This window comes from Paenibacillus lautus NBRC 15380 (genome assembly GCF_004000945.1).
In the GTDB taxonomy this organism is placed as follows: Bacteria; Bacillota; Bacilli; order Paenibacillales; family Paenibacillaceae; genus Paenibacillus_AQ; species Paenibacillus_AQ lautus.
Genome location: NZ_BIMF01000003.1, coordinates 255,695 through 278,124, shown reverse-complemented (window position 1 = coordinate 278,124; position 22,430 = coordinate 255,695). Strand labels below are relative to the sequence as shown.

The 22,430-nt window shown below is 51.2% G+C and carries 21 protein-coding genes; 14 read left to right on the top strand and 7 right to left on the bottom strand.

The annotated features are described in order from the left end of the window. Window positions 1-189: 189 nt before the first annotated feature. From PLA01S_RS08400 to PLA01S_RS08380, 5 genes are read left to right on the top strand one after another with little or no spacing between them, the layout of a single operon-like run. The gene (locus tag PLA01S_RS08400; RefSeq protein ID WP_127591549.1) at window positions 190-1,932 is read left to right on the top strand and encodes an ABC transporter substrate-binding protein; all 1,743 of its coding nucleotides are present in this window, start codon (window positions 190-192) and stop codon (window positions 1,930-1,932) included. 10 nt (window positions 1,933-1,942) lie between these two features. After that, window positions 1,943-2,896, top strand: a complete 954-nt coding sequence (locus tag PLA01S_RS08395; protein WP_127591547.1) for an ABC transporter permease — start codon at window positions 1,943-1,945, stop codon at window positions 2,894-2,896. 51 nt (window positions 2,897-2,947) lie between these two features. Next, window positions 2,948-3,877, top strand: coding sequence for an oligopeptide ABC transporter permease (gene opp4C / locus PLA01S_RS08390; RefSeq protein WP_127591545.1), 930 nt, complete (start codon window positions 2,948-2,950; stop codon window positions 3,875-3,877). Window positions 3,878-3,889: 12 nt separating this feature from the next. Next, a complete protein-coding gene (locus PLA01S_RS08385; RefSeq protein ID WP_127591543.1) occupies window positions 3,890-4,870 on the top strand; it encodes an ABC transporter ATP-binding protein in 981 nt (326 codons plus the stop codon). Next, the gene (locus tag PLA01S_RS08380; protein WP_127591541.1) at window positions 4,863-5,828 is read left to right on the top strand and encodes an ABC transporter ATP-binding protein; all 966 of its coding nucleotides are present in this window, start codon (window positions 4,863-4,865) and stop codon (window positions 5,826-5,828) included. Before PLA01S_RS08385 ends, PLA01S_RS08380 begins: the two co-directional genes overlap by 8 nt. A gap of 144 nt (window positions 5,829-5,972) precedes the next feature. Here the strand turns inward: PLA01S_RS08380 and PLA01S_RS08375 are convergent, their stop codons facing one another. Then, window positions 5,973-7,184, bottom strand: coding sequence for an MFS transporter (locus PLA01S_RS08375; RefSeq protein ID WP_100538507.1), 1,212 nt, complete (start codon window positions 7,182-7,184; stop codon window positions 5,973-5,975). 237 nt (window positions 7,185-7,421) lie between these two features. Between PLA01S_RS08375 and hemE the strand changes: the two genes are divergently transcribed. The 7 genes from hemE (at window position 7,422) to taeA (ending at window position 15,200) form a co-directional block, all read left to right on the top strand. Next, the gene (gene hemE / locus PLA01S_RS08370; RefSeq protein WP_127591539.1) at window positions 7,422-8,480 is read left to right on the top strand and encodes a uroporphyrinogen decarboxylase; all 1,059 of its coding nucleotides are present in this window, start codon (window positions 7,422-7,424) and stop codon (window positions 8,478-8,480) included. Between the two features lie 35 nt (window positions 8,481-8,515). Further along, complete coding sequence (hemH, locus tag PLA01S_RS08365) at window positions 8,516-9,457, top strand: ferrochelatase (RefSeq protein ID WP_127591537.1); 942 nt, start codon at window positions 8,516-8,518, stop codon at window positions 9,455-9,457. A gap of 141 nt (window positions 9,458-9,598) precedes the next feature. After that, complete coding sequence (locus PLA01S_RS08360; protein WP_127591535.1) at window positions 9,599-10,915, top strand: CapA family protein; 1,317 nt, start codon at window positions 9,599-9,601, stop codon at window positions 10,913-10,915. Between the two features lie 32 nt (window positions 10,916-10,947). Then, on the top strand, window positions 10,948-11,721 hold the full coding sequence (locus PLA01S_RS08355; protein ID WP_100538503.1) for a glycerophosphodiester phosphodiesterase: 774 nt from the start codon (window positions 10,948-10,950) through the stop codon (window positions 11,719-11,721). Between the two features lie 3 nt (window positions 11,722-11,724). Continuing rightward, entirely contained in the window at window positions 11,725-12,348 is a 624-nt protein-coding gene (locus PLA01S_RS08350) for a fumarylacetoacetate hydrolase family protein (RefSeq protein WP_127591533.1), read from the top strand. A 32-nt stretch (window positions 12,349-12,380) separates the two neighbouring features. Then, a complete protein-coding gene (locus tag PLA01S_RS08345) occupies window positions 12,381-13,187 on the top strand; it encodes a DUF92 domain-containing protein (RefSeq protein WP_127591531.1) in 807 nt (268 codons plus the stop codon). Window positions 13,188-13,253: 66 nt separating this feature from the next. Continuing rightward, a complete protein-coding gene (gene taeA / locus PLA01S_RS08340; RefSeq protein WP_127591529.1) occupies window positions 13,254-15,200 on the top strand; it encodes an ABC-F type ribosomal protection protein TaeA in 1,947 nt (648 codons plus the stop codon). A gap of 183 nt (window positions 15,201-15,383) precedes the next feature. Here the strand turns inward: taeA and PLA01S_RS08335 are convergent, their stop codons facing one another. The 5 genes from PLA01S_RS08335 to PLA01S_RS08315 all read right to left on the bottom strand — a co-directional run bounded on the left by PLA01S_RS08335 (window position 15,384) and on the right by PLA01S_RS08315 (window position 19,305). Continuing rightward, window positions 15,384-16,418, bottom strand: a complete 1,035-nt coding sequence (locus PLA01S_RS08335) for a M42 family metallopeptidase (protein WP_127591527.1) — start codon at window positions 16,416-16,418, stop codon at window positions 15,384-15,386. 39 nt (window positions 16,419-16,457) lie between these two features. After that, window positions 16,458-16,784 (bottom strand): LapA family protein, encoded by a 327-nt coding sequence (locus PLA01S_RS08330; RefSeq protein ID WP_100538498.1) that lies wholly within the window; start codon window positions 16,782-16,784, stop codon window positions 16,458-16,460. 108 nt (window positions 16,785-16,892) lie between these two features. Beyond that, entirely contained in the window at window positions 16,893-18,683 is a 1,791-nt protein-coding gene (gene pepF / locus PLA01S_RS08325; protein WP_127591736.1) for an oligoendopeptidase F, read from the bottom strand. Between the two features lie 202 nt (window positions 18,684-18,885). Next, complete coding sequence (locus PLA01S_RS08320) at window positions 18,886-19,068, bottom strand: hypothetical protein (RefSeq protein WP_100538496.1); 183 nt, start codon at window positions 19,066-19,068, stop codon at window positions 18,886-18,888. Window positions 19,069-19,071: 3 nt separating this feature from the next. After that, window positions 19,072-19,305 (bottom strand): hypothetical protein, encoded by a 234-nt coding sequence (locus tag PLA01S_RS08315; RefSeq protein ID WP_100538495.1) that lies wholly within the window; start codon window positions 19,303-19,305, stop codon window positions 19,072-19,074. Between the two features lie 195 nt (window positions 19,306-19,500). On the opposite strand from PLA01S_RS08315, the gene PLA01S_RS08310 reads away from it, so the two are divergent. After that, on the top strand, window positions 19,501-19,698 hold the full coding sequence (locus PLA01S_RS08310) for a cold shock domain-containing protein (RefSeq protein ID WP_006211711.1): 198 nt from the start codon (window positions 19,501-19,503) through the stop codon (window positions 19,696-19,698). Between the two features lie 196 nt (window positions 19,699-19,894). Here the strand turns inward: PLA01S_RS08310 and PLA01S_RS08305 are convergent, their stop codons facing one another. Beyond that, entirely contained in the window at window positions 19,895-21,085 is a 1,191-nt protein-coding gene (locus tag PLA01S_RS08305; RefSeq protein WP_127591525.1) for an MFS transporter, read from the bottom strand. A gap of 243 nt (window positions 21,086-21,328) precedes the next feature. On the opposite strand from PLA01S_RS08305, the gene PLA01S_RS08300 reads away from it, so the two are divergent. Next, window positions 21,329-22,411 (top strand): tetraprenyl-beta-curcumene synthase family protein, encoded by a 1,083-nt coding sequence (locus PLA01S_RS08300; RefSeq protein WP_100538494.1) that lies wholly within the window; start codon window positions 21,329-21,331, stop codon window positions 22,409-22,411. Window positions 22,412-22,430: the final 19 nt, after the last annotated feature.

The following is a 22,430-nucleotide window of genomic DNA, read 5'->3' as shown; positions in this document are numbered from 1 at the left end:
AAAGAACCATTTTTCCTACGGGAGAAGTGGTTCTTTTGTTATTTATTTTAAAAATATTTCTGTTTAGAGAGAAAAAAATATCAGTTCTCTATTTACAGAACCGAATTACGTTTCTATAATATGGATTATCGATCATAAAACAAACTTAATTGATCGGAATTTAGGTATAAGAGATGGAGGAGAAGTTCTATGAGAACGGGGAAATCAATACTATTATCTCTCGTGATGGTGGGGACTTTGCTGGTATCGGGTTGCTCAAGCGAACCTGCTGCGGTGGAGTCGAGCCAAGGGAACGGCAGTCAGGTGAGTGGACAGAATCAAACAGGGGCGAACGCAAAGACCCCGGTGAGTGCTGGATTATCGGAGCCGGTGCTCGCATCGGATTTATCCAAACTCCCAGGTTCGGCCAAGGAGCGGACCGATACGGTAATTGTTGGACTGACTGATCCAAGCGGGGCGTTTACCCCGTATTTTCATCAGACAGGCTATGACGGCAACGTGTCTTCCCTGCTCTACGCATCCCTAGTGACTGTAGACGACCAAGGCGTTCCTGTTCCGGATCTTGCTGAGAAATGGGAAGTTTCAGAGGACCAGCTTACATACACGTTCCATTTAAGAAAAGATGTCAAATTCAGTGACGGATCTCCGCTAACAACGGAAGATGTAGCCTTTACATGGACGCTCCTCCATGATAAAGCCTATGACGGCGGCACGGACCTGACTTCCATCGGCGTTAAAGGCGGTCAGGATTACAAAGCCGGTAAAGCCGAGAGCATCCCCGGTATTCAGATTAAGGATCCTTCCACGATCTCCGTAACGCTGGAGAAGCCGAATGCAACCGCTTTGCTTACACTGGGTTCCGATATTCTCTCCAAAGCCTACTATGGCAATGATTATAAATTCGGTGAGCTTGAATATATCAAGAACCTCCATGCGACTCCCGTAGGAAGCGGACCTTACAAGCTGGATAAATTCATTCCAGGGCAAGAAGTCCGGTTTGTCGCTAATGAACATTACTATAAGGGAAAGCCGAAGCTTGAACGTTTTATATACAAAACAACGGAAGGCGACACATGGCAGTTCATTGAAACGGGCGAGCAGGATTACGGTAGCTTCCAGGCCACACAAGACAACCTGGATAAGCTGAAGGGTCTCGGATTCCTGAATCTGGTCCCCTACACACCGAGCAATTATGGATTCATTCAGTTGAATCTGGAGCATGAAGCGCTTAAGGATAAGAAAGTGCGTCAGGCGCTGACATACGGATTGGATCGCCAGACGATCTATGTGGATTCCAATCAAGGGGCAGCCACGCTGGCCAATATTCCGACATCCCCGATCTCTTGGTCTTATACGGAAGAAGGAATTAATCCTTACGAGTACAATCCTGAAAAAGCGATCGCGTTGCTGGAGGAGGCCGGTTGGACCGTTGGTGCCGACGGAATTCGGGAGAAGGATGGAAAGCAGCTCACCATTCATTTCCTCGGCTCTAAAAGGCAGTCCACGGATATATTCATCGCTGTGGCCAGAGAAAATTACGCAGCTATCGGCGTGAAATTCGAGCCTGAGCAGTTCGCCGATTTCAATTCTCTCGTTGCCAAGGTTGAGAGCGGAGATTATGACTTCGCCGCATTCTCAACACCGCTTCTGACGGATCCGGCTGATGGCGTGGTAGCCTTCGTGAACGGCGAAGTGAAGGGGTATGACAATCCGAAGGTGAAAGAGCTGTATGCCCGTGGTCTGGAAACGACCGATATTGAGGAGCGCAAGAAAATTTATCACGAGCTGTATCAAGTGCTGAATGACGATCTTCCATATATCTTCACGAGTTATGGCAAATCGGTCATCGCCTATAATGGCCGTCTCGAGGGCTTCAAGGTAAATCCGTTCCGGGGCATTGCCGCGAGCCTGCCGGAATGGTCCCTGAAGTAAGGAGTACATCATGGGCACGTACTTACTTCGGCGCAGCATCTATATGATTCTGATTCTACTGGCGGCTTCGATTCTTATCTTTGTTCTCTACGCGTTGACGCCAGGAGATTTCATCTCGAACAACATGAAGCTGACGGCAGAGCGCAAAGCCGAGCTTCGTGAGATTTATGGCTTCAATAAACCACTAGTGGAGCGTTACCTGACATGGGTGAAAAACGCGCTGCAAGGTAATTTCGGTTATTCGCTAGCCCAGCAGAAGCCCGTATTGACATTGTTTAATCAATACATCTGGAATTCGTTTCTGTTGGCGGCGACATCCACCTTTTTCACTTGGCTGCTGGCTGTTATTATCGGGGTGATATCCGCTTATAAACAGTATTCATGGTTCGATACACTTGTCATGATTTTTGTATTTGCCGCGATGTCGATCCCGTCATTTTTCGTCGGACTATTTCTGATTAAGGTGTTGGCCGTCGATTTGAAATGGTTACCGCCCGGCGGCATGGTTACGACAGGCAGCAATGCAACGGGCTGGGCTTATGCCAAGGAAGTCATTCATCATATGACTCTGCCCGTGGTTGTAATGGTGCTTCTGGGTGTCGGCTCGCTGACGAGATATTTCCGCAGTAACATGCTGGAGGTCATCCGTCAGGATTATATCCGGACGGCAAGAGCCAAAGGGGTAAAGGAAAAGAAGGTGCTGTTCCAGCATGCGCTGCGCAATGCCATGCTGCCGGCAATTACGCTCGTGGGATTCGAGCTTCCGGGTCTGTTCGGGGGTTCGTTGATTATCGAGAAGATATTTAACTGGCCTGGGATCGGTCAGTTATATATGCAATCCTTTACGGTCCGGGACTACCCGCTGCTTATGGGCTTCACGATGTTTATCGCCATATTGACGGTCATCGGGACACTCATTTCCGATGTCTTATATCACGCCGCGGATCCCCGGGTTCGATTATAGCATTCTGCCAAGCATGATCACTTAAGTTCTGTCAGACGAGGGGGAAAGTCCATGTCATCCTTTAGCGGAGGAGTAACCGAGCTGTCGGAAGCCAGAGGGGCTTCACAATCCCGTTCATCCCTATGGCGCCAATCCCTGCGCCGAATCCGCAAAAATAAATTAGCCGTGTCTGGCTTGATTTTTATTGTCTTCATGTTTGTATTTTGTTTCATCGGCCCGATCTTCTCGCCGTACACCGACGGGAAGATCAATATGGCCGAGTCGTACGAGGCACCGAGCCTGAAACATTGGCTGGGGACCGATCTGCTGGGCCGAGACGTCTTGACTCGACTGCTGCAAGCGGGACGGATCTCATTAACCGTCGGATTGGCATCGATGATGTTATCTGTGTTTATCGGCACATTGCTCGGTGCGATAGCAGGATATTATCGCGGGATCGTCGACCAAATCATTATGCGCATTGCTGATTTGCTATTGACGATTCCCAGCCTGCCCATCCTGTTTATCATGGGCGCACTGCTGTCCGATTGGAAGGTGCCAACGGATTACCGGATGTATATCGTTATGCTCATGCTTAGCTTTGTGGGCTGGCCCGGATTAGCCAGGCTTGTCCGGGGACAGATGCTTAGTCTCCGCGAACGCGAATTCATGCAGGCAGCCATTGTTCTGGGACTGCGGGACAGCCGGAAGCTGTTTCACCATCTGGTGCCCAATCTCATTCCGCTCATCATTGTGGTGGCCACCTTGAGCATTGGAGGCGCTATTTTAAGCGAATCCGTGCTCAGCTTCTTCGGGCTAGGCGTCATGCCGCCGACACCGACATGGGGGAATATGATTGATGCGGCAAACAATTTAATTGATTTCGAGAAGCATCCTTGGTTATGGATTCCGCCTGGAGTCGCTATATTCACAACCGTTATTGCAATTAATGTATTTGGGGACGGGTTACAGGACGCACTAGATCCTAAACAGAAGAAATAAGGTGGCTGAGTCATGAATAACATTCTTGAAATCGAGGAGCTCCGCACTCATTTTGATACCGAGGACGGGATCGTCAAAGCGGTCGATGGAATCAATTTGCGGGTTCGGGAAGGCGAGACGGTATGTATCGTGGGGGAATCGGGCTGCGGTAAAAGCATCACCGCATTGTCGGTCATGAGACTTCTTGAACAAGATGCAGTTAACGTTTCCGGTTCCGTCCGATTTGGAGATACGGACATTTTATCGCTGACGAAGCCGCAGCTAAGGTCGCTGCGCGGCAATGATATCGCGATGATCTTCCAGGAGCCGATGAGTTCCCTTAACCCTGTTCTTCCGATAGGACAGCAGATTATGGAGCCGTTGATGGATCATCTTAAGCTTGGGAAGAAGAAAGCCCGTCAGAAAGCGATTGAGTTAATCTCCCAGGTTGGAATCTCCCGTCCGGAGCAGATCGCGAATTCATACCCTCATGAATTAAGCGGCGGGATGCTGCAGCGCATAATGATTGCCATCGCCATCTCCTGTAATCCAAAGCTGCTGATTGCGGATGAACCGACCACAGCGCTTGATGTCACCATCCAGGCGCAGATACTCGACATGCTGCGTCAGATTAAGGAGCAGTCCAATATGTCGATCCTGCTGATTACGCATGATTTGGGTGTGGTGGCCGAGATGGCTGATTACGTTGTGGTTATGTATTCGGGGAAAATCGTAGAGGAAGGCGAGGTCGTGGAGTTGTTCGAGCGTCCCAAGCATCCCTACACACAGGGACTTCTTCGTTCCAAACCGATTGTAGGCCAGAGACAGGCGGAACTCTATTCCATACCGGGACAAGTGCCGAATCCGCTTATGCTGAAGGAATCATGTTATTTTCATGATCGCTGCGAACACTGCATGTCCGTATGTACATCTTCGGAGCCTTTCCTCAAACAGGTTGGAGAGAGGCAAAAAGCGGCTTGCTGGCTGTATGAGGAGGTGTTAACACATGTCTGAGGCACTGCTAGAACTGGATCATTTAAAAACGTATTTTCCCATCACGGCCGGCTTGTTTAACCGGACGGTAGGGCATGTCAGGGCCGTTGATGATATTAGTCTCACTATAGCACCCGGGGAGACGTTCGGCCTTGTCGGCGAATCGGGCAGCGGTAAAAGCACGGTAGGCAGGACGATCGTGCGGTTGACGGACAAAACGTCAGGTCAAGTGAAGTTTAAAGGAAATGATCTGCACGCCTTATCGGATCAAGAAATGCGCAAAATCCGCCCTAAGATTCAACTGATTTTCCAGGATCCCTACAGCTCGTTAAATCCGCGGGTGCGCATCGGCGATGCCATCGGGGAAGCACTGCTTGATCACGGGATGGCCTCCAAGCAGGAGCTGCGGGAGAAAGTGCAGGAGGTCCTCGGGCAGTGCGGCCTATCCTCCTATCATATCGACCGCTTTCCTCATGAATTTTCGGGCGGACAGCGCCAGCGGGTAGGCATTGCCAGAGCGTTGATCCTGAACCCGGATCTGATCATTGCGGATGAACCGGTGTCCGCACTGGATGTTTCCATTCAGGCGCAGATCATTAACCTATTCCGCAAGCTTCAGGATACTCGGGGCTTGACCTATTTGTTTATTTCCCATGATTTAAGCGTGGTTGAGCATTTATGCAGCCGGATCGGCGTAATGTACCTCGGCTCCATGATGGAAATCGCATCGCGGGACGAGCTGTTCCAAAATCCGCTTCATCCTTATACCAAGGCTTTGTTATCGGCCATTCCGATTCCGATCCCGAAGGTGAAGCGGGACCGGATTGTGCTCCAGGGGGACATTCCGAATCCTGCCAATCCTCCAGCAGGCTGCAAGTTCCATACACGTTGTCCCTATGCCATAGACATATGTAAACAACAGGTTCCTGCATTCAGGGAGGTTACTGCGGGTCATTTTGTAGCTTGCCACCTGGCATAATACGGCGCATAGACTTAGGTGATTTCACGGGCACATGTTTAATATAACAAGGGGCTGTCCTCGGGTCGATATAGACCACGGGACAGCCCCTTGTTGTTTGGATTGGGAGACTACCTCCATCTTTAGATGAAAGACTCCGGAGGATCAACGATATTTGGGCGAAGGCTTTTGCGAGAACAGCTTTCTTCTCACCCACATCATATTGATGATCAACAGGCAGCCGGAAGTAATAAACAATCCTTCGATTCCGATGAAGCCGGATAAGAATCCGCCGATCACCGCGCCCAGCATGTTGCCTAGCGCGAGCGAGCTTGTATTGAAACCGAAGGAGCGGCTTTCCATGCCGTCCGGCGTGTAAGAGCGAATCAGCGCGTTGACGCTCGGCAGCAGCCCGCCCATGAAGACGCCCATCATGAACCGCACGATAATCAACTGCCACACCGATTGAACGAAGGCTTGCGGGATCAGCGTAAGTCCCGTCCCGATCAAGGCGTAGGTCAAGATGCGGTGTGCGCCGACCTTGTCGCTGAGCTTGCCGAGAATCGGGGAGGCGATCATGTTCGACAGACCCGTTACCGCTACAACAAACCCGGCCCATATCGCAATATCCACCGCGGATCCATGAAGCTTCTGAACGTACAGCGGGAGCAGTGCCATGGGACTGATCATGGCGAATTGCAGCAGGAACGTGACGGCGAATAACGCCGGCAGCTGCGGAATGTGGCTCAGCTCCTTGAGACCGGCAATAACCGAAGGCTGAGGCGCCTTGGCTGCCTGCTCGCGGTTGAAATTTTCCTTAACGAGGAACAAAGCAAGCATCGAGGCGGCAAAGATCAGTCCGCCAGTGATATAGAAGATCGGCCGGAATCCGACCCAGCTGGCCATGAGTCCGCCGATCAACGGACCGAGAATCGTGCCTGCAACTTGTCCGGACTGCATGATGCCCATCGCAAATCCCATTCGATTCTTGGGCGTTGTGCCCGATACCAGCGATATCGCAGCAGGGTTAAATCCCGATATGGTACCGTTCAGCAGACGCAGAACCAGCAGATGCCATGGATGGGTAGCAAAGCCCATGCAGGCAATGACCAGCGCCATGCCGAAGCCGGAGCGCAGCAGCATGATTTTGCGTCCGTATTTATCTGCGACCTTTCCCCAGATCGGTTGAAAAATGAATGATGTCAGGAAGTTGGCTGCGAATATCAATCCTGCCCATAGTCCTATTTCCCGGTCTCCCACGACATTCAGGTCTTGCGCCAGATATAATGTCAGGAACGGGGTGATCATAGTCATCCCGGAGTTGACCAAAAACTGTCCGAACCAAAGCACAATGAGATTGATTTTCCAATTGGTCAATGTGCCCTTCACTTCCTTTCTAAGCTGTCGAGCCCGGAATGACCGGACGAATTGTGGAGCTACCCTAAAAATGCCGTTCTTCCAGTATAACATATTTAAAAAGTGCCAAAAGCTAACAATGTCATAAGATTGTCATGTGATTTTCATAGGATGTCCATGTAAGACGGTTGTTACTTACTTTTAAAAAGGGCATAATGAAATTTAGGAAACTTTATACACATTGATGGGGGCCTAATCATGACCTATAACGATCAATTCATCCGCGCTTGCCGTAAGCAGGAAGTGAACCACGTTCCTGTATGGTACATGCGCCAAGCGGGACGCTACGACCCGGAGTATCGAAAGATTAAAGAAAAGTACTCCCTACTGGAAATATGCAGTCAACCGGAGCTGGCGGCAGAGGTAACCTTGATGCCCGTACGGAAGCTTGGCGTGGACGCGGCAATTTTATATTCCGATATTATGAATCCCGTTGCCTCGATCGGGGTAGATTTCGATATTGTGAAAAATATCGGCCCCGTGATTGATAATCCGATCCGAACTGCGGCGGATGTAGAGAAACTGCGCCCGATTGATGTCGAGGGAGATCTTGGACATGTTCTGGAGACGATCCGTATCCTGGATAAGGAGCTGGAAGTGCCGCTAATCACGTTTGCCGGCGCTCCGTTCACGATTGCCAGCTATCTCATCGAAGGCAGACCATCCAAAAATTATCTTCGCACGAAAGAGCTCATGTACAGTGAGCCGAAGGTATGGTTCTCGCTGATGGACAAACTCGGGGATATGGTGATCGCTTATTTGCGTGCCCACGTCGCTAACGGCGGGAAAGCGTTTCAATTGTTTGACAGCTGGGTGGGGGCATTGTCTCCACAGGATTTCCAAACGTTTGTCCTTCCAACCATTAAGCGTATTTTTGCAGAGCTTCAGGACCTGAGTGTTCCGAAAATTTATTTTCCAGGCGTGAGCTCAGGCGAACTGCTGCCAACGCTTACGGATCTGAGAACGGATGTCATCGGTCTTGATTGGAGAGTGTCCATTGCAGAAGGACGCCGCCGCTTAGAGCATAAGTATGCTGTTCAGGGCAATCTGGACCCGACCGTTCTGACCGGACCGATGCCGGTCATCCAGCAGTATGCGAAGGAGATTATCGATCAGGGGATTCAGGAACCCGGCTTTGTGTTTAATCTAGGGCACGGTTTATTCCCGGAGGCTTCGCTAGAGAAACTGCGTGAGTTGACATCGTATATTCACGAATATTCCGCTCAGGCACTGCAGGCAGGTGCACAACGCTCTTAAATGTTGAATATTTTATTAGTCAGAGGTGAGATGGTATGAAGAACAAGATTGGCGTGTTGGTTATGTCCTACGGCACTCCGGAGAGCATGGAAGGAATCGAGAGTTATTATACCCATATCCGTCGCGGGAATAAGCCGTCGGAGGAGCAGCTCAAGGAGCTGACAGACCGCTATGAGGCGATTGTGGGGGGCGTGTTTCCACTCCGCGAGAATACGGACCGGCAGGTACGCACGCTGCAGGATACATTAAATGCGGATCCTCGCGCGATCGATCTTGAGTTTGTATGCTATCAGGGACTGAAGCACGCAGCTCCGTACATCGAAGATGGCGTTGAGCAAATGGTGCGGGACGGCATTAAGGAAGCCGTCGGCATTGTGCTGGCTCCTCATTACTCCACCATGAGCATCGGATCCTACGTGAAGCGCGCTCAGGCCAAAGCGGATGAGCTGGGACTTGAGATTTCGTTTGTGGAGAGCTATCACAAACATCCGAAACTGATCGAGGCCTTTGCCGACCGGGTGTCCGCCAAGCTGAACCAGTTCGAGGAAGCAGGGGCTGACCGGGACAGCGTGAGAGTGCTGTTCAGTGCTCACAGCCTCCCGGAACGCATCTTGTCCATCGGAGATCCTTATCAGGAGCAGCTGCTTGAGACATCCAAAGCCGTAGCCGAACAGGCCGGCGTCAAGCAGTGGCAGTTCACATGGCAAAGCGCTGGCCGGACGGCGGAGCCTTGGCTGGGTCCGGACATTCTGGATACGCTGCAAACGCTGAATAAAGAAGAACAGGTCGAGGATGTGCTGGTTGCGCCGGTCGGTTTCGTCTCGGATCATCTTGAAGTCCTGTATGACCTGGATATTGAAGCCAAGAGCATTGCCAAAGAAATGGATATGCGGCTCGAGCGCATCGACTCCTTGAACAGCGACCCGCTTTACATGGAAGCGCTGAGTGATTCCGTGATCACCTTGATAGGCCTGTAAATCCGTTATTACCCGAAATTCGAATAGAATGCTTAGATATGAACTCCCCGGCGACGGGGGGTTCTATTCTTTATAGGGAAGCTGGTATAATGAGGGGAGCGACTTATTACGCGAGCTCATAAGTGAATAAAGGAGTGACCTATGCATCTGTCACGATCAGAGAAAAGCAAGGCCGAAAAGAAGGCCCGTAAGCAGCGAACCGGACAGGTTTGGATCATACTTAACTTATGTCTGATTGTTATGATCGCTGCTTTGCTTGTCTATCATTTTAAATTTAAGGAAGATCCTGTTCAGCAAACGGCTTATCTGCCTGGTATGCCGGAATTTGGCATGGAAGGGGATCGGACGGATAGCCCAGGCTCCGGACAACAAGCTGACAGTGAGGGGGCGGATTCGAAGCCTCCGAGGACGACGGAGACCGGCGAACCTCCAGGTTCCGATATGACCGAGCCAGAGGGCAGCGCAGCAGAGGATCCTGCCGATTCCGCTACCGCCAAGCGGGTGGTGATGCATTTTGCCGGGGATACCTTGTTCTCGGGCAAAGTGGAGGATGCGCTGAAGAATCACGGGTATGATTATCCCTACATGCATCTGGGTACGGCATTTCTGGAGGATGATCTGACCGTTCTTAATCTGGAAACGCCCGTTACGAACGGAGGCGTTGGCGCCGCCAATAAGAAATTCGTATTTAAGTCCTCGCCGGACGTATTGCCGGCCCTTCGAGATGCCGGGGTAGAAGCCGTTAATCTGGCTAACAATCACATCCTGGATCAAGGCCAAGAAGGACTTTTGGATACCCTGAAGCATCTGAAGGACCATGATATCCGTTACGTGGGGGCAGGACGGAATGAGGAAGAAGCCTTCGCGCCCCAGTATTTCGAGCTTCAGGGCATGACGGTTGCATTGCTTGGTTTCAGCCGTGTGCTTCCGGAGACGACCTGGTACGCGCTGGAAAACAGGCCGGGGGTGGCCGGGGCTTATGATCATGTGCTGCCCAAGGCGGTTGAAGCGATCCAGGCGTCACGTTCCAAAGCCGATCTGGTGGTCGTGATTGCCCATTGGGGAGAGGAGCTTCATAAGGCGCCGAATGTCCATCAGATCAATCTGTCACGCGCGTTCATTGACGGTGGGGCTGACCTGATTATCGGCGGGCACCCCCATGTGCTGCAGGGATTGGAGCAGTACAAAGGCAAGTGGATTGCGTATAGTACCGGCAATTTCATATTTACCAAATCGTCGAATGAAGATACGTGGAAAACAGCCGTATTTCAGGCATCATGCAGCAACCAAGGAGACTGTGACTTGAAGCTGACGCCTTACCGTACGGAGATCGGACAGGTCATCCCGCTTGAAGGCAAAGAAGCTGAAGACTTGCTGAAAGAGGTGGAGAAGCGATCCGTCGGCGGCGTCAAAATAGCGCTTGATGGTGAAGTTATAGCAGGCAAGGCTGTGGAATAATTCGTTAAATGTTACATCAAGGAGGTCCCACCATGAACAATTTATGTGTGGCTCACCGGGGGTTCTCCGGTAAAGCACCTGAAAATACGCGCGCAGCCATTCAGATGGCCATGGATGAACCCTTCGTGCATTGGATGGAAATTGATGTGCAACTGACTCAGGACGGGGTCCCTGTCGTGATACATGACTTCAGCGTGGATCGTACGACGACCGGGAAGGGCAAGGTGAAGGATCTGACCTGGCAGCAAATCCGTAGGATGGACGCCGGCGAATGGAAGGGACGCCAATTCAGGGGAGAGCAGGTACCCTCGCTCGATGAAGTTCTGCAGCTTGTCAAAGGCCGATTGAAACTTAATATCGAACTCAAAACGAGCGGAGACATGTATCCCGGTCTTGAGAAAGCCGTTTTGGAACGGATTCATGCCCACCGGATGCTTTCGGATGTGGTGCTTACTTCCTTTGAGCCGAAAGCCTTGATCAAAGCGAAGGAATTGGATCCTGAAGTGAAAACCGGACTTATTATCGATGCGCATCCTCGCAATTTGGTAGCACGCTTGAAGCAAATGAAATGCTCCTTTTTATCCATCGGCTACTCCCATCTGGATGCGGCCTTCGCGTCGGATTTGGTGAAGAACGGCATTACGCCGATGGCCTGGACGGTGGATGATGCGAAGAGCATGAGATCGCTCGCTCGAATGAATCCCGCCATCATGATCTGTACGAACCGCCCCGATACATGGGGTCAGATTTTTATTAATAAAATAGCACCCAAAGTTCCATTCTGGCGAAGAAAATGGAGGTTTTAATGTATGTGTGCCCTGGTGAATAACGTTTATTGTGTAGGTCGTAATTATCAATTGCATGCAGCGGAGCTCGGCAATGCCGTACCGGAAGAGCCGATGATATTTCTAAAACCGTCGCATGCCGTCGTTCCGCTGGAGGGCAGCGTGCTGAAGCTGCCGATGGACCGCGGCAGTCTTCATTTTGAAGGTGAGCTTGTTATACAACTCGCGGAGGATTACGCGCCAGGTAAAAGTGTTGATGAGCTTGTAAAAACGATGGCCCTTGGCATCGACTTCACGCTGCGTGACGTACAGTCGGTCATTAAGGAGAAGGGACATCCTTGGACCGCGGCAAAAGCGTTTAAATCTTCCGCACCGCTTACGCCATCCATTGCGTTTCCCGGAACCGCGAAGCTGGCGGATATTGATTTTACCGTAAGGAAGAACGGCGAAGAAGTACAGCGCGGGAATGTGAAGGATATGATCTTCTCCCTCCAGCGCATCATCGATTACATCGGCGAGCATTATGGCCTTGGCCAGGGTGATTTAATCTTCACGGGTACGCCGGCTGGCGTAGGACCGACGGTATCCGGTGACGTGTTCGAATTGTACTGGGGAGATGTCCGTCTGGGCCGCTGCGAAATCGGGTAATCTGATATGCTTTAACATGGGAGGGGTCACAGATGGATTGGCTGATCGGGGCGGCAGGTGCCCTTATCGTGGCAGGAGCCGCGTACAGGAAACGATCGCTATCGGAATCCGGAGCCGCAGCCGCTATTCTGATGGGTACCATATATTACGGAGCAGGGAACGTGTTTTGGTTCGGAACCCTGCTTCTTTTTTTCATTACGTCCACACTGCTTTCCCGATACGGGAAGCAGCGGAAGGCAGACCTGGAGAAATCCTATGCCAAGACCGGCCGGCGGGACGCGGGCCAGGTATTCGCCAATGGCGGCATCGGCATGGTGCTATGTCTGTTAAATGCATGGTTTCCGTCCGATCTGTGGGTATTTCTGTTTATAGGTGTGATGGCTACGGTAACGGCGGATACCTGGGCCACGGAGGTAGGCAGCCTTAGCCGGAAGCCTCCGCGCTCCGTGCTGAACGGCAAGGTACTGACCGCCGGGGAATCCGGCGGCGTCTCCTGGGTCGGCTCCACGGCTGCAGCGGTAGGGAGCATACTGATAGGCGCAGGCGGATGGCTGCTTGCCGGATGGAGCGGCATGAATGCAGAGATATTGCCGTGTGTCCTTGCAGCCCTTGCGGGTGGATTGGTAGGAGCTTTTGCCGATTCGTATCTCGGAGCGACTTTACAAGTGATGTATCGCTGCCGTGTGTGCGGTAAATCGGTGGAAGTATCTCATCACTGTGGTGAAGATACCGTGCGTAACCGCGGCGCTGCCTGGATGTCCAACGATGCAGTTAATCTGGTCAGCTCACTTCTCGGCGGCGCGGCAGCTTATGGGATTGCAGTGCTTATTGCGTTATAATGTATCCATCTTACCGATGAAACATCGACTCAACGAAATCTATAGATGTAAGTAGGGATCATAACAATGAATATTTTGACCGTCGAACAGGTAACAAAAAGTTATGGAGACAAAATTCTGTTTCAAGATGCGTCCTTCGGAATGGAGGATCAGGATAAAATCGGCATTATCGGCGTTAACGGCACGGGGAAATCCACATTTCTGCGCGTCATCGCAGGGATCGAGCCGCCCGACTCCGGTAAAGTATCGATGGGCAATCGCATCCGGGTGCGTTACCTGGCACAGAACCCGGAGTTTGATCCGGACAAAACCGTCCTGCAGCAGGTGTTTGAGGGCGATCTTCCGGAGATGAAGGCGGTGCGGGAGTACACCGAAACGATGGAGCTGCTGGAGCTGCATCCAAGTCATGAGGAGCTGCAGCAGAAACTGCTGAAGCTCAATCAGACGCTCGATACGCTGCAGGCGTGGCAGCTAGAAAGCGATGCGAAAACCATCCTGTCCAAGCTGGGCATCCGGAATTATGACGCGAAGATGGGGACGCTCTCAGGGGGCCAGCGTAAGCGGGTGGCTCTAGCCGCAGCTTTGATCCAGCCTTCCGATTTGCTCATTTTGGACGAGCCGACCAACCATATTGATAATGAATCCGTCGCCTGGCTGGAGCAGTATTTGCAGAAGCGCCGCGGTGCGCTGCTCATGATTACGCATGACCGGTATTTTCTGGACCGGGTGGCCAATGTCATGCTGGAGCTGGATCACGGACGGCTGTTCCGATATGAGGCGAATTACAGCCGTTTTCTGGAGCTGAAGGCAGAACGCGAGGAGCGTGAGGCAGCTTCTGAGCAGAAGCGCCAGAATTTGCTGCGGAGCGAGCTCGCTTGGATTCGCAGAGGTGCCAAGGCCCGTACAACCAAGCAGAAGGCGAGAATTGAGCGTTTCGAGAAGCTCAAGGATCAGGAGATGGCACACAGCTCCGGTGAGCTGGACGTATCGGTCGCTTCCACCCGCTTGGGACGCAAAATTCTGGAGATCGAAGGTCTCCGGAAGAAGATCGACGACAAAACGTTAATTCAGGACTTTTCCTACATTGCCGTTCCCGAGGATCGGATTGGTATCGTAGGCCCGAACGGCAGCGGCAAATCCACGCTGCTCAATCTGATTGCCGGGCGGATTCAGCCTGATGGCGGGGAAGTCGTGCTCGGACCGACGGTCAAGCTCGGTTATTTCACGCAGGAGCATCAGGAGATGGATGGCAGTCAGCGCGTGATTGAGTATATCAAGGATGAGGCAGAGGTTGTCCGCACGGCGGACGGCTCGGCGATTACCGCGGCCCAGATGCTGGAGCGATTCCTGTTCCCGCCCGCGCTGCAGTGGACGCCGATTGCGAAGCTGTCCGGAGGAGAGAAGCGCCGGTTGTATCTGCTGCGGGTGTTGATGAGCGCGCCGAATGTGCTGCTGCTGGATGAACCGACGAATGATTTGGACATTCAGACATTATCCGTCCTGGAACAGTATTTGGATGAGTTCCCGGGCGTCTGTATCGTGGTATCCCATGATCGCTTTTTCCTGGATCGAACGGTGGACAAGATTATGGCGTTTGAGGGCAATGGTCAGATTCGTGTCCATGTTGGCTCCTACAGCGAATATGCGGAATGGATGCAGCGTCATGGCGGTGAAGCTGCCGGGAGCAAGACGGAAGCATCCAGTTCCAAGTCAGCGTCGGGGGATAATGGAGGTTCGGACAACAGCTCGGCTAAAGAAGCGCCGCGGGAGCGCTTGAAATTCAGTTATAAAGAACAACGGGAGTATGAGCAGATTGACGGTCTCATCGAGGCTACCGAGAGCAAGCTGGCATCCATTCAATCGGAGATGGAGACCGCCGGCAGCGATGCAGCCAGGCTTCAGGAGCTGATGAAGGCTCAGGAGGAAACAGAGCGTGAGCTGGAGCATCTGATGGAGCGCTGGACCTATCTGAACGAGCTCGCAGAGAAGATTGAACAGAGCAAGAAATTGTAATGATTCAAGCGATCCATATCATAACAAAAGGGGTGTCCCCAGGCATAATGCCTGGCGGGACGCCCCTTTGTTAGTATAAGGTTCAGCGAAGGCTGAACCATTTTGATGATCGTAAGAACAACATCCACCAAACGTGGACGGTCTTTTGTGCAAGTACGTGGATAGACGTTGGTTATGAATGATTTACTTTACGTAAGCTGCCAGCAGTTTGACGGTGTTAAGAACGGCTTGTTTATGCGTTCTTTCCATCGCATGGGATGCATGAACGCCGGGACCAATCAGCGCGGCCTTGATATTGCTGCCTGCGGAGAGCGCAGCGGAAGCGTCAGAGCCGTAATGAGGGTAGACATCCACCGCATAAGCAATGCCCTCGCTTTCGGCCAGCTGGATCAAACGGCTGGTCATGTCATAGTCGTAGGGACCGGAAGAATCCTTCGCGCAGATGGACACATCGGTTTCCTTGCAGCTCAGGTCATCGCCGATGCAGCCCATATCGACCGCAATCATTTCGTTGATGTCGGCAGGAATGTAGGCAGCGCCATGTCCCACTTCTTCATAGTTCGAGATGAGAAGCTTCACATTGTGTTTAGGCTCCCAGTTATCCCGCTTCATGCTTTCAAGCAAGCCGAAGAGTGCGGCGACGCTGGCTTTGTCATCCAGATGGCGCGATTTGATGTAACCGCTTGGCGTAATGACCGGACGGGCATCAAAGGAAACAAAATCTCCAACCCCGATGCCGAGTTTCTTCACATCATCGGCCGACTCCACCAATTCGTCGATCCGGACCTCCATATGGGCTTCCTGGCGCTTGAAATCACGAGCATCGCTGTACACGTGAACGGAAGGATGGGTAGACAGGATGGTGCCTGTATATTTCTTGCCGCTGCGAGTATGGATGATGCAGTATTCATTCTCAATGCTGTTCATCATGTATCCGCCAACGGAGGTAAGGCGGAGTGTGCCCTCTGATTTCACGGCACGAACCATCGCGCCAAGCGTGTCCACATGAGCGCTCAGACCAACCGTACGGCTGCCGTCTTGTCCGGGAACGGACAGGATGGCACCGCCTTTTTCATTCCATTCCAGCGAAACATCAAGCGTTGCGGCTTCCTGTTCGATTCGCTTCATAATGTCTTGGGTATATCCGGTAGGGCTCGGTGTATCGAGCAGTTCTTTTAGCAGGTCCAGCACATAAGTTTCATTCGGTTGTATCGACACGAATTGTTAAGCCTCCTTGTTTCAAACGAACAGCCCTCCCTATTCAGCGGGGGCGTCCTTTTGTTCTTTCTTGCTTTCCTCTTCCGCAGCTTGTACTTCCGGGGTGTATCCCGTTACTTCACGGATATGTATAAGTTGCTCCGCTAACGAACGGATCTCCTTCTGCATTTGATATTGACGGTAAATGCCGAACGTACCGACAATGAGTCCCCCGATTAGCGAGCACCCGATAATCAGCAGAATCAGCGGTACATTGACTGTGCCGAATAACAGATTGACTGCGACCGGATTGACATTGATGACGGCGAATACAGCCGTAATCAGGGCGAACAATAAGGCTGCGATTAGCGACCATTGAATTTTCATGGGAAACACCTCCTTCCTCCAAACAGTATAAAATCCCTTGCCTGTAAAGGGCAAGGGATTTTATTCCACTGGTCAATTGAGATTCGCTCATCCTGCAATAGAGGATGTTTATTTCGTCAATTGCTCCATCTGGCTGATGATGTCTTCAAACACGCTCATCGCCTCACGAATCGGCTCCGGTGAGGACATATCCACGCCGGCCTTCTTGAGAATGTTAATGGAGTAATCGCTGCCGCCGCTCTTCAGGAAACAGAGGTAACGGTCAACGGCAGGCTGGCCTTCCTCAAGGATTTGCTTGGAGAAGCTGGTCGCAGCCGAGAAGCCGGTCGCGTATTTGTATACATAGAAGCTGTTGTAGAAATGAGGAATCCGCGCCCATTCCATGCCGATCTCCTTATCCACCTGCATGCCTTTGCCGTGATATTTCACGTTCAGCTCATAATAGATGTCGGATAGATCCTGAGGAGTCAGGGATTCGCCGCTCTCCGCGCGTTCGTGCACAATCTTCTCGAATTCGGCAAACATCGTTTGACGGAATACCGTTGTCCGGAATTGATCGGCATAGTAGGTGAGCAGGTACATTTTCTGCTTCGGATCCTTGGCGTTTTTCAGCAAGTAATCCATCAGCAGCGCCTCGTTCGTGGTGGATGCCACTTCAGCCAGGAAGATGGTGTACTGGGCATCGCGGTATTTCAGGGCGTTATCGGAATAGTAAGAGTGAAGCGCATGACCCATCTCATGAGCAAGGGTAAACATGCTGTTCAGGTTATCTTTATGGTTCAGCAGCACATAAGGATGGGTGCCGTAAGCGCCCCAGCTGTACGCGCCAGTCCGTTTGTTCTCGTTCTCGTATACATCGATCCAGCCGTTGTCGTATCCTGCTTGCAGGCTGCTCAGATAATCTTCGCCCAGCGGCGTAAGACCTTCCTTGGTCATTTGCTTCGCTTCTTCGTAAGTAATATCCCACTTGTACTCTTCTACGAGCGGAGCGAACAAATCGTACATGTGAAGCTCATCCACACCCAGCAGCTTCTTGCGGAGCTCCATGTAGCGGTGGAGAAGCGGCAGGCTCTCGTGAATCGTGTCGATCAGGTTGGTGTAGACTTCCTTCGGAATGTTATCGCCATAGAGCGCCATTTCGAGAACGGAAGGGTACTTGCGCACGCGGGAATAGAAAATATTTTTGTTTACATTGGCACTCAGCGTAGCTGCAATCGTGTTTTTCTGCTTGCCGTAGGTTTCGTACACGGCTTTGAAAGCACGCTCGCGAACTTCGCGGTTCGGGCTTTCCAGGAATTGAATATAGTTGCCGTGCGTGAGCTCGACGTCCTTGCCGTCCTCGTTTTTGATTTTCGGGAATTTCATATCCGCATTGTTAAGCATGCCGAAAATGGTCTGCGGCGCAGAGGAGAGGTTGCCGACTTGAGCCAGCAGCGCTTCTTCCGTCTTGGACAGAACGTGCGCTTTCTCCCGTTTCATTTCGGTCAGCGTGAATTTGAATTCCTTGAGGGAAGGGTCATCGATCAGTTTATCCAGTTCCGCTTCGGACAGGGACAGAATTTCAGGTGTGATGAAGGAGAGGGCTTCTCCGGCTTCCACGTTCAGTTTTTTGGCTTTGGCAGTCAGTGCTTGATATGTAGGGTTTGCTGTATCCTCATCATGGTGCATATGGGCATACACGTATAAGCGTTCGGCGTGATATGAGATTTCGTCTTCGAGCTCGAAGCATTCCTTGATGGAAGCTGCGTTGGTTAACTTGCCTTGATAATCGGCTGTGCGTTTCAGAAGATTCTTCAGCTCCGCAAAGCTCGCATCCCATGCCTTCTGGTCAGCGAATAAATCTTCAAGCTTCCATTGATGCTCTTTAGGGACATCAGCGCGTTTTAACAATTGTTCCATGGAAATCCTCCTTGAATGATAGGTATTAGTTGGAGTCCGGGTTCCTTCAGATAAGACTTCGTTGCGGGTAGTCGATGGAGCGATCAGGCTGATTGCAATCGTAATGCAGAGCACCTTGGCGCCTCTCATGGCATAATACCTCCTCGAATTGAAGCATCCGAGCGATAGTATGCCGCGTACCCGCCACTTTCATCCTATAAATTTACGAGGAACCCAGATTCAAGAAGCTGTATACAATAAGGTAAAAGGCAAACAAGATGAAGGCGACGGCAATCAGGGCCATCCCCTTCCTCAGTCTTGGCGGTATCTTATCCCGGTACATGATCATGATGGCACCGAGACTGAACGCGAGGATAATGAAGATGACGATATTCGTATAATCCATGCTCTACACCTGCTTAAAAGCAGCCATCATGTCTCTCCACTCATCTTCCCGGCCTTCAAAATCTGCTTTGGGGAAACGGTTTTGAGCCCAGTGCATCAAGGCTGGCCGACTCATAAAGGTATGGGTCTCTTCACCCCACTGGTCAGAAATTTCGCGGAGAACGATGTACCGGCCCTGAACTTCAACCGTCATCATGTTCCACTTGTCTTTTTTGTATATTTCATGTTTTTTGATCATATGCATTCTCCGTTTGCTACTTAGGCTTTTGGGTAAATGATAACGCACTCGCGGGCGTAAAAGCAAATAATCTTCTGTTAAATAGTGGCTCAAAAAAAGCCCCTTAGGGCGAATTGACGGATTGCATTGTCAGAAAACATGGGATATAATATGGATATTCGCCATAGATGGCGGTATTTTTAGGAGGTTGTTCATTTGAAAGGTACAGTTAAATGGTTTAACGCAGAAAAAGGTTACGGCTTCATTTCCGTTGAAGGTGGCGAGGATGTATTCGTACACTTCTCCGCAATTCAAGAAGAAGGCTTCAAGAGTTTGGAAGAAGGTCAAGCGGTTGAGTTCGACATCACTGAAGGTAACCGTGGTCCTCAAGCAGCCAACGTAACAAAACTGTAAGTTAGCTCCCAATACGGAGATCTTATAGAATTACCAAGGCATGAAGCACAGTTCTCGGTTTAGAGAACTGTGCTTTTTTGTATTCCGATGGGTCAAGCCATTGTCATCAGTAAGCAAAGGCAAGTACGGATGAATATCTGGTCCGTACTTGCCTTTGCTGTTTTTGGAGCAAGGGAGGAAAATGCAAGCGGGTAGTCTAAGCGCTGATCCCGCCGACATTCATATCCTCCGGCTTGGCAAAGAGGTGCCGGTAAAGAAACCCGAGACCAGCGGCAAAGGCCAAGAGGGCAGCGAGCTGATAGAAGGTGGGTCTTCCTGCGGCTTCGAACAGCAAACCGCCGAAGGCTCCGCTGAGCAGTCCTGAAACGCTTGACCAGAAGATAACGAATAGAGCCATGCCGGTCGCGCGGTACTGCCAAGGGATGATCCTGGTAATATACCGCACGGCGGTTACATAGAACACGCCGAATGTAATGCTGTGAAGAGACTGAACCGCGAGCACGGACAACGGGTCAGCTGCAAGGGCCATGAGCAGGAAACGGAGCGCGAACATCAGGCTTGCAAAAGCCAGCAGAGGCAGCTCCTTCATCTTGTCGCCATACTTGCTTAGCAGGAAGAAGATCGGGATCTCGCTGGCAGCCGAGACCATCAAGGACCAGCCGATGAGTCCTTCGCCTGCACCCAGGTCGGATAAGGTAAGCGTGAGGAAGGCTTCATTCATACGGTGGGCGATGGCAAGACAGAACGAGCAGCCGAAGAACCACAATATTTCTTTGGAACGCAATATCTTGAGGAGGGCTGCCAGTTCGACAGGCTCCGACTTGGCAGCAACTCCGTCGCGGAGAAGAAACGAGCAGAGCAGCGTGAACACGCCGATTCCGATGCCGATGGCCAGTGTGGCCGACGCGCCCGCGGCACCGATGGCATATCCAATAGCAAGCGCGAAGAACGCGTAGCCGAGTGAGCCGAATACGCGAATGACGGTAAAGCTGCGTCCGTACCTCTGTGCCGTTTGGATAGCCATTGTATCCGCCAGGGGATAGACCGGATAGTAGAAAAAATAAAACAAACTGATTGTAATCAATACAACGCCGAAGCTTGCAACCTGCCACAAAACAAGCATCGTGACAAGCTGTCCGATTATCAGAATGTTCATAATGCGTTTGATGGTCCGGTATTTGTCGCTCGTGTAACTCCAAATCATATTGGAGAACATGGATATAAGCGGGCCGATGGCATACAGATAACCGATCTGCGCGCTGCTGAAGCCGATTTCTTTGAAATATAGCGGGAAATAGGAAATGACGAGAGCTGTCGTGCCAAATATCGTAAACATAAAGGCGCGCAGCCAATTCTGATCCGGTCTTTTCGTAGCGGGAAGTTTCATGCTGGGGATCTCCGTTCTTTTTATGAACCCGGCGCATATACGCTATTCGTGAGGTTCATGGTCTGTTATTCAGCTCCGACTAGTATATAACATATCGCAGAATGGAGATAGATGGATAATAGGACGCGCTCAACTACCATACGCCGTCAATGATTTGTGTTATTTGTGCAAAATGAACGATCATATTATAATAGGTTTGATTTGGATAGGGATAAAAAGACAACCATGTGGAGGCAGAGTTCATTGAATAATCAAGAGCTAAGCCGTAAGGTTCCGCGCAGTCCTGTCGGGCTGATGAGCCGGGTGTACAAATTCATACTCCCGGAAGTGCGGATCGAATTGGAGAAGTGGCGCCGGGAGGCTGAGCAAATTCCGGATGAGGAGCTACGAAAGCAGGCACTGGCCAGTATAGATAACAAAAGATTCCACTGCCAGGGCGGTGCGGTGTATGCCGCAGCCAATCTGCCGGAGAAGCATATTCTCATTCCATTGATTGTAGCTTACCAGACAATTAGCGATTATCTCGATAATTTATGTGACCGTAGTACTTCGCTGGACCCAGCGGATTTCAGACAGCTCCATCAGTCGATGCTGGATGCCGTTACGCCTGAGACTGAGCCGGCCGATTATTACGCACTCCGGACCGAAAGGGAGGATGGAGGTTACCTTCTCCGTCTTGTGCAGAAATGCCGGGATTGCATCGGTCAATTATCAGGATATGAAGCGGCAAAGCCCTACATAAGGGATTTGGCTGGGCTGTATACCGATTTGCAGGTATACAAGCACATCCATCCGGATAAGAGGGAAGCGGCATTGCTTGAATGGTGGTCCCTGCATGCTCACCGGACACCGCATCTGCGGTGGAATGAGTTTGCGGCAGCAACGGGATCAACCTTGGGTGTGTTCATGCTATTCTTGGCTGCAACCGATCCGTTTCTGGATGACGAGGATGCTTCGTCCATTCATGCGTCTTATTTTCCGAATGTATGCAGTCTCCACATTATGCTGGATTATCTTATTGATCAAGACGAAGACAGGCTGGGCGGCGATCTGAACTTTTGTAATTATTACGAAGATGCCGATACGATGCTGAACCGTATAGCTTCCATTGTTGAGTGGGCCCGGAAGGATGTCAGAACAATTCCCTCGACCCCTTTTCATCGTATGATCATTGAGGGGTTACTGGCGTTATATTTATCCGATCCAAAAGTCAGCGAGCAGCAACTGGTTCGCTCCGTATCCAAACGTTTGATGAAGAAGAGTCCGATGACCCGGATCTTTTTCTACGTCAACAGCCGATGGATTCGCAAGCATAAGCATGAGTGACATTGAAGGAGGAAAAGAA